We start from the raw sequence: 14396 nt of genomic DNA, 5'->3' as shown, positions 1-14396 counted from the left end.
CAAGTTGCTAAATTCGGAAGAGCACTTACCTTGAAATATACGAAAATTTAATAATCTTATTTTGACAATAAGTCGAAAAAAACAAAATAGACCTTGTGCTATTTTAAGTTTTTTACGGCTTTTTCTTTTGCCAAAAATTCTTGTCTATGTTGCTGGATCAGCATTTTTTTGGTTATAACTTAAAATGATGAATAAAGAAACTTCTGATTAGATAAACTTTTTTTCGATTTTTAATTGGAAAAAGGTGAGGTAGACTTCTTGTATTTACTTATAATTAGCCTTGAGACAGATTAAATATAGGATCGGTGGATGTATGTGCTATTGAAGTAGTTAAGTCCATCAAGAGAAATCGCTCGGATACTATGACAATAGTAACAGTTTAAGTCATGGCTCTAAAGTGTGTGTGCTATTTTTTTGTTTAATGTAGAAAAAAATAAAAATAAATTTAAGGAGTGAGAATAGTGACTAAAGACAGTTATTCCGAAGAGATTGGTAAATTGTACAATAGACGTCACGAGGATTTTAAACAGTTAAATGATCAAATGTGGCCGAATTATCATAAAAATCAAATGGGAAATACGCTTACGCCAAAAGGTCTAAGAAGTTTAACGGGTTACCTTTATATTTGCAATATCTTAGGTAACTTTCAAATAGTAGGGGAAGTCCCCTTGACACGTCAGCAAGTGGGAAAGAAACAGTCAGCTGCTTTTAAAGAAGATACTTATTTAAAGGTTCGCCAAAAAGAAAAGAAATTCACGATGGATAGCCCCTCAAGCCCCTCCTCAAGTTCAAGTGCAGACCTCAAACGTTTCAGCTATCCAGACGTTCATGAAACAGTCAATCCCCTCATTGAGCAACTATCCTCAATTAATCCAATGATTTATCTAACGGCTAAAACACATCAATGGCATCTCAACATGCAGCAGCTTGCCCAGCTATTCTCAAAACGCGCCAATTATACGATGAATAGAGAACTTTCTAATCAAAAGCAACATGGCGCCCAGAAATCTTTGAATCATACGCAAAACCAGTTTAGCAAAATCCGCCAAGCAGCTATTCTGAGAGCACAGCAATCAAATGAACAGCAATCCCTAACCCTCTCCCAAAATCACTTTGAGCAACCTACAAAAGAAACCAATTCCTCCCATTTTATAGCTAAAAATTCGGCTGAGAAATTAAAAAATGTATTTGAAGCCAATGTTAACTATCAGTTTAGACTAACTGACATAGTTCCTTCTGGCAGTACCAGCGAGATCGTTTCAATCAATGAGGATTCGTTGATAACAGCTTTTTGGAAAGATATGACCGATCAATTCACTATTTTTTTTAGCATTCCTGAAAATGCAACCTTCACGGAACAGATGAAAGATTTAAACGGTACTTCAGTGCTCGATCTTTTTCTGCAGATGATAAATCGAGTATTTTACATGAACGATGAGCAACAAATGCTATCGGATGACCAAGCCAAGAATGCAGAATCAGTATCTGCATCACTAGTTGATTTCATATCGGAATCTTTTCAAGGACTGTTTTTTTCAAAAAATAGTTCGATCACACACGCTAGAGAGGAAGGGATCTTCTCACAGCTTTGGAGTTTAACTAATAAACTATCAGATACTTTGGATGATTATATTGATAAATGGGATGTTCTGAAAGTAAGGGGAGTTGAAGCAGCTCCATGGTTTGATATCAGCCCATTGAATCCACGTTCTGATCATCGATTGGAATCTTCGTTGAGATCCTATGAGACTTTGCAAATGGCAACCTCTAATCTTGTTTTTTTAGTTACTAAAAGATACATTCAAAATACCTTGCCTGAGTACGAGTTGGGTGAAAAACAACTGCCATTTTGGTTTAATTACGCTCTTTTTCAAGAACGGAATGAGACGGAAAAAATCAATACAGCGGTCAAAAAATATCTACGAGAGGAGGGTTATGGCTGGTGGCTGGAAGACGATACCTCCATGCGTTCTGTATTCGCAAATCTACAACAATTGGAAAATAGCGAAGTAGTTGAAAAAGTGATTGATAGAAGATCACAGATTGCACATATCATTTTTGATACCTGTCGCCTCTCAACTCATGGAATGACTGATGAGCGAGCAAATGCTATTTTCCTTCAATGGCGAAACAATAATATATTTAAAAATGTTCAATTTAAAATAGTAAAAAAAATTACATGGACACCCTCAAATGTTCTGAGTAATGAAGAAAAAAACAAGCCTGTGAGTGAGACTACACCTGCCACAATTTCCTCTAAGAAAACGGACTTAGAGCGGATTGATGAACTTGTGACAGATCTCATGAATAATCGTAACCCCCTTGTAAACGACGGAGAGTTATTACCGATTTTTTATTACCAATATGATCTTTTTGAGCATAGGGCAAAAACTAGTGAGGTGAATCAACAACTAAAGAAACTCCTTGAAAAAAGTGGTATTACACCCTCTTCTGACAGTGGATTGGAACTGGTAAAGGCAATTGAAAAGTATAGCCAAGAAGATTGGGGCTCAAAGAAGTCATATAAATCGAGAAAAATTCAGTATCTTGCGTATGTTATTTTAAAAGCTTATGGAGTGGGACAAAGCAGACTAGGAGATTCCCTATCAGCCAATCAGTTATTCGGAATTTTCATGCAGTGGAAAACCAATACCTTACTTGAGAAAAATGAGTATCAGAAAATGGATCAGCAAACGATTTATTATAAGTTATCCCCATGGGAAGATTCTTTATTAGCCCGTAATCAAGAACAAAAAAGTGAAAGTAATCAAATCTATGATGATTTTATCAATGAGCGCTATGACTTAATATCTCATGAACATCCATTGATTCCTTTTGTCTATTATCCGCCACTTTTTGAAGTAAGGAGTAACATAGTAAAAGCAGTTAATGATTTGAAAAAGATATTAGATGAAAAGGGAATTCCAACTCAAGGAAAGTACCTTGAGGATGTCTCAAAAGCGGTAGATAACTGGATTATTGCTGGAGAGACCTATAAAAAAATAATCAAACGAGTAAAAAAAATAGCAGAAATCATTGTAAAAACGTATAAACTCGAGGAAAAAGATTTATCGATCGATAAAGCTTTTGCTATCTATCTTCAATGGGGGAATAATAATGCGTATTATGGGTATACAATTGAAAAAGACAAAAGAAATTATGCCTATGAGTGGAACAAAGGAAATAAAAGGGAAGAACTAGAAAAGAAAATCATTACTTTTTTACATGAGAATGAGATTGATTCCTCAAAACCAACGAGTAGTGAACCATTGGCTTTTTCTTTACCCAATTTTACTCTTGAACAAAATGAGGTTATATGCAAAAATATGACCAATTTTTTATCAGAAAGAGGGTTTGCTAACGATCTAAGTAATAGAAATATCTTGGTGAAAAGTGCCGCTAGTTGGGCATTAGTAGAAGGGTTAGAGATTGATACGATCGATTGGGGAAAATTGAAAGAATTAGTTCGGGTAATTCTTGGGGATGAAAAAGAGAGGGTGATCTCTAACGAAGAAGCGCAACAAATATTTGTTAAGTGGATGAAAGATACAATAGAAATGGACACTCCATCTATGGAAGTGAAACCTAAAGAAAATACTTTAGAGCAAAAACAATCTCATTCTATGAGTAAAGCGATAGTGTCAAAATGGCAATCTGAAAATATCAAGAACCAAATGGAACTTTTTTTTCGACAGAAAGGATTATTATCTGAACGACCCACGAAAGAAGAGCTTTTACTTGCTGTCGGAAAATGGTTTACGCAAGAAGGGGTTGGGACGGTGTTAATGCCAGACAAAGTTCAGGCAGTTGCGAAAATAATCCTTAATGAGTTGGATCTTTATGGAGGGAAGTCAGACGAGAAGATTTCAAATAAGGACGCTGAAGCAACAGTCATGAAGTGGGTATTTGAAACAGTTCTGGAAAAAATCGGTGGAAACCTACATCGTCCAAAGCATTATTTCCGCTCCTGATCCGGCAACGTTTACTATCGGCCGTCTTAGAAAGTTATTTGAGGTACATGAGCTAATTGAAGCAGGTCTGATCAAGCAACGACCTGAGAAGGAAGAACAAGAGACGATAACGAAACTATGGATCCTATTGACAAAAAAAATGCTCCCAAATTATTTCCTAGAAACAAGTCAGTTAGCTGATGAGCTTTTGATATCTGACTATGACTCTTTGATGCAATTGATTGGTTCAAAATTTTTAGAAGATACAGGCTATCGTTCGAATTTCAATAAAAATGAAACGAATACTTTTGGAATGTTTTTGTTTGATATTGCCACTCATCAAGGTATAGACAATTTAAATGAATTGAATTATTTTTTTGTGCCAGCCTTATTAGCTACAGCACAACTAGAGCCAGAGCGGTTAAGTAAGGCGATGGAGTTAGGTATTCATAAAGAATTTGCATTAAGTAGTTTTATGAGTTATTACCAAAAAGGCTATTTCAGTTATATGGAAAATCAAGAAGATGTTGAGCATCTGTATCAAGAGTATGAAGAGGCTTTTATAAACTGGCGGCGTAAAAAAGGGTTAGTGAATGAAGTGTTAGCAGAGTGTGAACGACTCGGGATAAGAGTGAGTTTATTTGGAGATCAAGTGTATCTTGATGGGGGGAACCCATGCCCCGGGCCATGGATCCCAAGAGATCTAGAAAAATGGTACACCGAATTAACAAAAGAAGTAGCAGACAAGCACCGTGCATTAAATAAGAAGTTGATGGAGTATGCATTTCATTCACTCAATATAGAAGATTTCAATTTTATTATTTCTCCAAAGACACATATTTATGAAGCATTTACTCATTTGAAAAATGAAGTGCGCTATTATGCGCCTTCCGCACCAGGATCAATTCCTCCAGTATTTTTTGGGAATCGAGAAACTTGGCTGGATACAACTCTTAATTTAGAACAGACGAATATTTTGGTAGCTGTCAACGAAAAAGAAGAACGGTGGTATGCCTTGAAAAACCTAGATAAAGAGGGAGGCTATGCTATCTATCGTGTAGATCAGGATCCTATGCTCTATCTTAAATATGGCTTGTTTGATAAAAAAAATGTCTGGGGAGAAGGATATTCGAAAGCTGGGGAAAAGATTCGAATCGGCAAAAAGGACTACACTTTTTCTAGTCAAGTTGATCGAATGAACGCAATCACTTCTAAAGGGGATTTGAGAACAGTGATTGACAGGATTGCTCAGAAACATCGGGACCAGTTGTATCGCCAATTATATAATTCAGGAAATGATAAAACAGTTGCTAGTGCTGTTTGGGATGGTGTCAAGCATTTTATTCCATTTTATGATTGCATTGTTGGGATCAATAATCGAGATACGAAAGGAGCAGCTATTTCTTGCACAATCGATGTGGTGCTTTTACTACCTGTATTGGGACAGGTCACTTCCCTTAATCTGAAATTCGGTTTATCCGTGGCAAAAGCAACAATAGCGGGTGGTGCAGAAGGAATGGTTAAAAATAGTGTGCGGGCCCTTCCCAATATCGCCGAGATAGAGTCTCTAGTAATAGGTGTGATCCGTTATATTGATCCTGGAGTTGAACTGGTAAAAGGGAGTAGTCAGTTAGTCCTCCAGAAGCTGATCAATATGAAAACACGCGCATTTATTCGAAAAGATATCAAACCACTACTGGTAAAGCTAAATAAAATAAAAAAACCATCAGAACCATTATCGAAAGAGCTTATTTCCGCTCAGCTGAAAAAAAATGGACCCAAGGTTTTCGTCAAACGGGTGAAAGCCCAACTATACGTGCGAGTAACCAATTTGAAAACTAGAGATGTTTTTGGAGAATACTATACGTTGCGAGGAGGACAATTAAGAGTGTTTGAAGGACAAGCCTCCTTTACCTCAGAACAACTTGATTTGATCAATCGTCTATCCAATAAAGTGGATATTAACCAACAGTTTGTCGAGGAAAAGAATCCAAACGTCAAGTTTTATGGTGATGGAATGATTTTAACAGGAAAAAAACAAGGAGAGCAAAGTAGGCGTTACATTATAATAAAAAATAAAATTACGCCTATAAGAGAAACAATCATCAAGGATCAAGGCGTACGTTATGATATCTGTGAAGGAGAACGGGTTTTTCCTGTGAACTACAACGGCATTGAATGGTATTTCGAACCAGCCACTTCGCGAACGCTCTCTGAAGAAGTAGTACAAAAAGTAAGCAAAGATATCTATAAATTTCAATCATTGAAAGAGCCCAGCACGCTTTCACCACCAGATCATTTGGGATTGATGATTTCAGAGACAGGTAGAACCTATATAAAAATTAATGAGCGTTATGTACCCTTAGTTTTATTCCATAAAGAGAAACAGCGCTATCATTTAGTTAAAAACGATATTCTTGAACCGATGACAGTCTTACGCTTAGATTTAGCAAATGATCAGTTCCGATTTGAAACGGAACTAGAAAAACGTTCCCTCAATTTTCAATCTTATGCGCAACCCGCAGGTGGGAAAGACGAGGTCCCAGATGACCAAATTCCTAGCACTTCAAAAGGTGCTGATTCACTCTTTGATCATCTAGCGTCATCTTCATCACAAGTATTAGTTGATAATCGATACCCACCATATTTCCAGCTTCCAGATACACTACCTTATGCGAAGGAGTGGAATAAACTTCGCCAAGCAATACAACTTCCTGATGATACAGATATAGTGGAAGATCCAAAAGTGACAGTACCCGTTTTATCGGAGTTTGTCCCAGAATTCCCGCCTTATGTAGTAAGTGATGAAGCTAAATTAAGAGAACAAATTACTTCAGGAATTAAAGGGTATTTCCCCAAAGATTCAAATCCGAATTATCGTGTATTTTCTGGTATCGATATCACTAAGGCACCAGAATCACTCAAACCATTTCTAAAACAATTTACTGCAGAGTTTAACAATGCGCACGAAAATTTCAAGAAATTTATAGAGAAGGAGAAGGAACTATCAAAAGAAGGGGCTCTTGCAACTACAACTGCGGGAGCTTACTTAATCGAAATGTTTAGACTAGATGGTGCGGAAAATCAAGAACAAATTTTAAAAGAAATTATGAAGCGCTTGTTATCAGTTGCAAAAAAAAGTGCGCAGCTTCTTCAACAAACGGAGGATTTTAATTTTAAAAATATTTGGCTTGTTTCTACTGATTTATTGCGTGATGAGGTGACAAAGAATTACTACTCGCAAATTAAAGGATACATGGGTGCACATGCGTTTGTCATGCGGTTTGACCCTGAATGTCGAATTATTTTCATGCTTGATAGTTTTCATGTGGATCCAGCTACTAGACCAGGGATTCAAGCGCAGCCAAGTCCCAAGGATACTCTTATGCACGAAGTGACCCATATTGTCGCGTCATCGGACGATTTGATCAGTTATCCAAGGAGTCCGGTAGGTTTCAGAAACAGTGGAGAAGATCTTCGAGAGCGATACGAAAAAAATTTTCTGAAGCTAATTCATGGCGAGGGGTTTAATTCTTTTGTGGAGAATGTAAGTGACATGTTAAAATTGCCGACTGTCACAAAACAAGCGGTCTTGAATGCTGTACTGACTGACAAGATGTTAAAAGCAAACCTTCAAATAACCGATGCTGAGATGCTGATGGCCTGTATTCGTGATATTGGATTAGGACGAAACTTTTTTGAGCGCGCACCCATGAAAAGAAGTCTAGCTGACCAACTAGGAAACGGCGACCTATTGTTTGCTCTTGCTGTGATTGAAGTAGTTAATGTGGAGAATTTAGTATACGAGCATCCATTGGAAACTACCTTAGAAAACGCGGAAATAACGACAGAAATCAACGCCTCACAGCATACACAAGCCCCTTCGGGAAATAGAAGTTTTTCAGCAATTAAAAATATAGGTAAAACAAATAGTAATGATACGAATACAAGGCTTATTAACGAGCAAAAAATCAGAAGGCGCACCGAATTGAATCTATAAGTTGTCAGACACCTTTAGATTCAGATACTAGGTAACGGTTATCGAATCGCCCATAACATCAAATGCATGAATAAAAAAACGAATAGAGCCATAAAATAAGTTTTTTATATGCGTATAAAATTCAAAGAATAAGAATTTATGAAATCTCCTGCATATTTGCACACAAACCGTTGAAAATATGCTATTTTGTAGTAGAAAAAAGGGGGAGAAGAATGAATTTTTTAGTTGTTTTAAAAGATACGATTCTCAAACGGTCGACATTCATCTATACACAAATCGATGAACATAAAACAGTCTTGCATTTTTCGCCGGAGTTTCATTTAGAAGGGTTGACGATTGGGGAGATTTACGAACAAGGTGGCATTCAAGCTGCCAAGCATTTTTTTATTCAAGAACTTCAACTGCCAATGAATGACTATCTTGAAGTATCATTAAAAGAGTGGGACAAAGCAATTTCAGAACTTTTCCCTCAAGGAATCAACGTAGAGTCAGGTACTACTGAAGTACATCTATCGGTGAAAGATCTACAACGTCAGATGCGCTACCAGATCGATGAAGAAGGCGCTCTTTCAATCTTTCAGCGGCAGCAAAAGATATTAAAAAGTTTTTTAAAACAAATCAGCCGAAAAAGAAATTTGTTTAAAACAACGCAGTTATTAAAAAAATATCCAGAATTATTACACACATCGATCCAGTTTCCACAATTGCTCTCATTGATCCGTCGTTTTGTTCGCTTGAAGGAAATCCAATCTAAGAAGTTAACATTCCCTTTACAAGATACCTTTCGAGTAGTAAAACGTGAAGATGAAAAAAAACTGATCGTGATCGATTTTATGAGGAACCGTCATGTGTTACAACAAATGACGATGGAAAAGGCCAACTAAGGCTTTTTCTTTTTGAATAAAAGAGAAATGGAGAAAAAAATGGGACCTATTTGGATACAACGTATAATGAAAGCTCAACAAAAATATCAACAAGTCATGAAAGGGAGATATGCGCGTCTTGATCCATTGAATCGTTTATTTTTAGTTTTAGGATTATTTTTCTTTGTCGTTAGATATTGGTTGCCTCTCAGTCTAGGCTATCTACTCTTCTTCGTTTTTATCGCTTTGACCATCGCTCGATTTAGTTCAAAGAAAATCTATGTTCGTTCAAACGAAAATCAAGCGTATTTACAAAAAACAGTTGCGATCAAAAGCTGGTTTACGAAAATGAAAAATAAACTGAAACGTCAACCCGAACAACAAGCTAGCGCTACCTACACGATTTTTTCATGTCCAACTTGTCAACTCAAGCAAAGGGCGCCGAAAGGCAAGGGTGAGATTCGAGTGACTTGTAAAAAGTGCGGCACGCAATTCACAACAAAGGTATAAGAAAAAATATTAGGCAAAGGTCTAGTGAAATGAGTAAAAAGGAGTAAAAGAATGATTAAAAATTATATTTGGGATTTTGATGGGACATTGTTCGATACGTATCCGGCGATGGTTGAAGGAGTATCTCAAGCATTACAAGATTTTGGTATCGAACGACCAAAAAAGGAAATATATCGCGTGATGAAGCAAGAATCAGTGAGAAAACTACGAGAGAGTTATCAATTAGAAGAAGCCTCCTTCAATCAATTGTTTCATCAATATGAAGAACAATATCAAGAACTCTCAGTACCGTTCAAAGAGACTGAAATGGTTTTACGTCGTTTAAAACAGAATGGAGCAAAACATTATATTTTAACACATCGTGTAACGGCTTCTACTTGGAAACTTTTAAAAGTCTTTGAGCTAGCAGATTTGATCGAAGAAGTGATTGGTATCGACCAAGGATTTGCCAGAAAACCCGCACCTGATGCAATCAATCACTTGATCGATCGTTATTATTTAGACCCAGAAAAAACAATGATGGTAGGGGACCGAAGATTAGATATTGAAGCGGGGATCAACGCAAAGATCCACACTTGCCTATATGATATCGATCATTTCTTAGGTGAGATTCCTGCCGACCATATTGTGGCAAATCTAGCGGATATTTTAGTAATCGAAAAGAATGCAGAATAAGTATCCCCTTTCAACTTTAGTTATGCTATAATTTAAACAGAGGAGTGATAAAATGGAAATTAGAAGACAAAAAGAAGTAGTAGAAGCTTTTCATTATGATTTTTTAAAACCTGATCAAGAGGTACAAACTGACTTAAAAGTAGGTTTTTCACCACTAAAAGAGACAATTGAAAACTATCCGAAAGAACATAGCATCGTTGGTGCCCGTTTAGAATTTCGTTTAGTATTTGATACATATGTGTTATCTGGAAGCGTTAGTCAAATCAACCACATCTTGAATCGCAAAGTCCAAGATCAAAATGATGTGACGCAAGAAGAGGTCGATGAATTAGTGGCACCACTTTTTGAGATGGTCAAACGTCTGGCCTATGAAGTAACAGAGATCGCCTTGGATGCGCCAGGTGTGAAATTGAACTTCCAATCAGAAAAAGAAGAAAAAGCCAAAGAAGAAAATTAAGAAAAAAACACCAGTGATAGTTATTAGCTATCACTGGTGTTTTTTTCTATTACTAATTGTAAGCAAAAGTAAGGAAAAATTTCGGAAAATAGTCTAGAATGAATAAGTCACTGAAAAAAATATTTTCAGGAGAAGAGCTGAAGAGTTCTTCTCGGGAACCTTTACTTCCTTAGATGGACTTGTCATTACAAATTAAGAGGAGGATGAAAATGACAACACTCATCACAGTTTTAGTGGTTCTAGTTTTTGCGGCATTATTATATGTGTTTTATCGTATGCAAAAGCGCCATGCAAAATTTTCAACGCGGGTTTACACTGCGCTAGCTGCCGGTATCGTATTCGGGGGCGCGTTGCAACTGATTTTTGGAGTAGAAAACGAGGTTATTACGCAATCCATGGATTGGATCAGTATCGTTGGGAACGGCTACGTTAGTTTCTTACAAATGTTGATCATGCCTTTAGTCTTTGTTTCAATCGTTGCGGCTTTTACAAAAATGAAAGTATCAGAAAAATTAGGTAAAATCAGTGCAACGGTGCTGACCATTTTATTAGCAACAACTGCTATTTCCGCATTGATCGGGATCGGTGTGACGATCGCATTTGGTCTTCAAGGTGCTGAATTTACGCAAGGAGCAGCCGAAACTGCTCGTATTTCTGAGTTAGCGACACGACAAGAAACAGTGGAAGGACTAAGTATCCCACAACAAATCTTGTCATTTATTCCTAAAAATATTTTTGCAGACCTTGCCGGAACTCGTGCAACAAGCACGATTGCTGTCGTGATCTTTGCGGCATTTGTTGGGGTTGCTTACTTAGGAATCAAACGAAAAGCACCAAAAGAAGCATCATTCTTTGCTGATATGATCGATAGCTTGTACCGTATCGTGATGCGTATCGTAACGTTAGTCTTGCGTTTGACACCTTATGGCGTGTTCGCATTGATGACGAACGTGATGGCAACAAGTGATTTTGATGCCATTTTGAACTTAGGTAAATTTGTATTAGCGTCTTATCTTGCATTGTTTGCAGTGATGATCGTTCATTTCTTGATTTTGATCGGTGTGAAAGTCAGCCCGATCGACTACTTGAAAAAAACATTTCCAGTACTAAGTTTTGCATTTACTTCACGTTCAAGTGCGGGTGCTTTGCCATTGAATATCGAAACACAAACAAAAGCACTTGGTGTGGATGAAGCCACAGCAAACTTTGCTGCCAGCTTTGGTTTATCGATCGGTCAAAATGGCTGTGCGGGTGTTTATCCAGCCATGCTAGCGACAATCGTTGCACCAGCAGCTGGAATGGATGTCTTTAGTATTCAATTCATCTTGCTTCTTGTAGCCATTGTAACGATCAGCTCATTCGGAGTAGCTGGTGTCGGTGGTGGGGCAACCTTTGCCTCATTGATCGTATTAGGTTCAATGAACTTACCAGTAGCGATCGTTGGTTTAGTTATCTCCGTTGAACCATTGATCGATATGGCTCGTACAGCTGTTAACGTAAGTGGTAGTATGGTAGCAGGTATTGTTACAAGTGCACGTATCAATGACCTTGATCGAGATGTGATCAAAGATGAAGCAAAAGTCGTTGACGTGAATGCGTAATCGAAAAAACGAAAAGTGAGAGCAGATTGCTCTCGCTTTTTTTTATACTAAAATATATTCCGAAAAGTGAAAGTGTGTAACAATAGATTCACAAAAATATAAGAAAATAAGGTAACAAGACCTATCTAATACAATTCTCATCCAACGAAAGGTTATGTATTGTTATAATGAATATATAAGCGTTCTATACAGCCTATATAAATCGAGGAGGAGATCTATGGTCACATTCAGCAGTAATTCTCAACAAGCCCAACAGTCCATTTCAAGAATCACCAGTGCAACCCCCCCTTTAAACCAAGCATCATCGCTTCAAAATGACACACGCACCACGCTAATTGGCAATCAAGACATTCAAAGTAGCATAACGTCCGCCAAAAACTCAGCCAATCAAATTGCCTCAGCTATCTCAGGCGCTGCTAATCAATTGCAAACTGCTGCTCAAGGATTTTCTACACTAGACACTCAGTTAAGTCGAGATCTTTTTAAGGAGAGACGCTAATGAATCAATGGACAAATCTTGATACCGAGGAAACGTTGCTGCAAGCAAAAAGAGAAGAACAGGAAAAGAAAATGAAACAACTTGATGCCTGCCGTTCAGATTACCAGAATCACTTTAAAGAAATCGGAAACTTCTTATTTCGATTACAATTGTCTTACCAGAAGTCGAATACCTCTAAATCTATCGAAATATTCACCACAGAATTTTCACAACAAAGTAGGCGATTGATGAATGGCTTTGATGAATGTCAACACCACGAAATGCTCCAACAGCAAAGCATCACACAAAAGCTTGATGAGATTGCCTTTGAGAAAAGAAAAATTTTGTTGGAGGATCAAAACACATGAGTATTGATATGTATCTTTCGGATTCCTTAGCCCAAGCCACGAGCGCCAGTCACTTCTGCCAAAAACAAGTCACTGATTACCAAAATCTCCAACAAGCCATCACTCAATTCACTTTACAAACGCCCAATCTCCAAGGAAAAACCTACGACGCTGCGAAAGCCTATTTTTCTCAAATACTTTACCCACTCGTCCAAGGAGGAATCTTACTCTCCGAAGCGGTCGAAAAAGCAGCGAAACGATTTCCACAGGAATACATAAATCAAGTTGATTCCATCAGCTTGAAACAATCCGAATTAGAAGCGCAAATTCGTCAAATGAATCAATATATCACCCAAGCCGAGGGGATACGGCAGTTGCTTCTTTCACCTCATATGCCGGAAGAACACCAAGGGTTTCAACTCAATCAGAATACGTTGTTACTCACGATGTATCATGACTTGAAACACAAGCTGGAAGAAAAACTCCAAAAACTCTTAGCTTACAACCAAAGCACCGCGCAATTTTTTACAGAAATCAAAAGTCTAGAACAAGCAGTCAATCAAGGCCTTGCTCAAACGAAAACTGCTTGGAATAGCCAAACGAAGACATTCTCTATGCCGAAAGATTTGTCCTGGACAACTACGATCCAAGACAAATGGCAACAAGCAGAAAACGAGAAAAAAGGCATCGATCCAACTAAAAACAAAGAACTAGAAAAGTACAACGTCTATGCCCTCATTATTCACGATAGCGAGGGCAACCCACGTGTCTTTTGGAAAATCGAAGACAAGCAATCAGGCTACGGCATCGTGAACCCCGAGCTGTATCAATATGTCACGAAAGTAGGTCACTACTTAGACCCTGAACTGATCCAATTCATGACGTACGATACTTACCAAGAGAAAGTCAATGCGGCTTGGCGCCAAGGTATTAATTATGAAACTGGCGAAAAACTAGACCCACTCTTAGGCAGTCTCGTCTCTACCTCGCAATATGTCAAAGACGGCTACACATGGATCAATGAATCTGAACTGGGTCAAGCCTTGATGGTCTTAGGCTTTACTTATGCGTCTTACAAAGTATTGACGACTACTGGTGTGAAGCAGGTGGAGAGTGGTAAGATTAAGGAGGTGGGTGGTGGAGAAGCTACTAATAATTACTCACAACTAAGAGAATACTGGAAAAAAGATGTTGATTTTAAAGGTACGAAAGTTTATCAAAGAGATAGTATAATTGATATCAATAAAATAGATGTGAAAGGGCGATCTAATCTTCAAAGAATGGAACTGGGATTAGCTCCACTAGGGCCAGACGGTAATCCTATAAATTTACATCATATGACGCAACGAGATATAAGTTCTATTGCTGAGGTGGAACAATCTTTCCATCAAATTAATTCTAAAACGATTCATATCAACCCTAACTCAGTGCCATCTGGAATAGATAGAAAATCTTTTAATAAATGGCGTGCTGACTATTGGAAAAATAGAGCAAATGATTTTAAATAAAGGAGAC

The 14396-nt window shown here is 37.6% G+C and carries 10 protein-coding genes; all 10 read left to right on the top strand.

The genetic code is table 11. The features are described from left to right. The first annotated feature begins 461 nt into the window (after window positions 1-461). The 10 genes from IGI79_RS07805 to IGI79_RS07760 all read left to right on the top strand — a co-directional run bounded on the left by IGI79_RS07805 (window position 462) and on the right by IGI79_RS07760 (window position 14389). On the top strand, window positions 462-3971 hold the full coding sequence (locus tag IGI79_RS07805) for a QWxxN domain (protein WP_104776511.1): 3510 nt from the start codon (window positions 462-464) through the stop codon (window positions 3969-3971). Between the two features lie 298 nt (window positions 3972-4269). Beyond that, a complete protein-coding gene (locus IGI79_RS07800; RefSeq protein WP_438845816.1) occupies window positions 4270-7950 on the top strand; it encodes a hypothetical protein in 3681 nt (1226 codons plus the stop codon). A gap of 212 nt (window positions 7951-8162) precedes the next feature. After that, window positions 8163-8834 (top strand): hypothetical protein, encoded by a 672-nt coding sequence (locus tag IGI79_RS07795; RefSeq protein WP_065096346.1) that lies wholly within the window; start codon window positions 8163-8165, stop codon window positions 8832-8834. A gap of 39 nt (window positions 8835-8873) precedes the next feature. Beyond that, entirely contained in the window at window positions 8874-9323 is a 450-nt protein-coding gene (locus IGI79_RS07790) for a hypothetical protein (RefSeq protein ID WP_065096347.1), read from the top strand. 54 nt (window positions 9324-9377) lie between these two features. Next, complete coding sequence (locus IGI79_RS07785) at window positions 9378-9998, top strand: HAD-IA family hydrolase (protein ID WP_181055221.1); 621 nt, start codon at window positions 9378-9380, stop codon at window positions 9996-9998. A gap of 52 nt (window positions 9999-10050) precedes the next feature. Then, on the top strand, window positions 10051-10455 hold the full coding sequence (locus tag IGI79_RS07780) for a DUF1149 family protein (RefSeq protein WP_019724590.1): 405 nt from the start codon (window positions 10051-10053) through the stop codon (window positions 10453-10455). Window positions 10456-10664: 209 nt separating this feature from the next. Beyond that, a complete protein-coding gene (locus IGI79_RS07775) occupies window positions 10665-12056 on the top strand; it encodes an L-cystine transporter (protein ID WP_438845815.1) in 1392 nt (463 codons plus the stop codon). A gap of 217 nt (window positions 12057-12273) precedes the next feature. Next, a complete protein-coding gene (locus tag IGI79_RS07770) occupies window positions 12274-12555 on the top strand; it encodes a TIGR04197 family type VII secretion effector (protein WP_104776886.1) in 282 nt (93 codons plus the stop codon). Then, window positions 12555-12902, top strand: a complete 348-nt coding sequence (locus tag IGI79_RS07765; protein WP_438845814.1) for a DUF3958 family protein — start codon at window positions 12555-12557, stop codon at window positions 12900-12902. Before IGI79_RS07770 ends, IGI79_RS07765 begins: the two co-directional genes overlap by 1 nt. Further along, entirely contained in the window at window positions 12899-14389 is a 1491-nt protein-coding gene (locus IGI79_RS07760) for an HNH/ENDO VII family nuclease (RefSeq protein WP_438845813.1), read from the top strand. Before IGI79_RS07765 ends, IGI79_RS07760 begins: the two co-directional genes overlap by 4 nt. Window positions 14390-14396 lie beyond the last annotated feature (7 nt).

Origin of the sequence: Enterococcus sp. AZ084 (assembly GCF_051714905.1) — a bacterium.
Lineage (GTDB): Bacteria > Bacillota > Bacilli > Lactobacillales > Enterococcaceae > Enterococcus_B > Enterococcus_B pernyi.
Note: the sequence above shows the minus strand (reverse complement) of the source record. Positions and strands in the feature narration are given on the sequence as shown.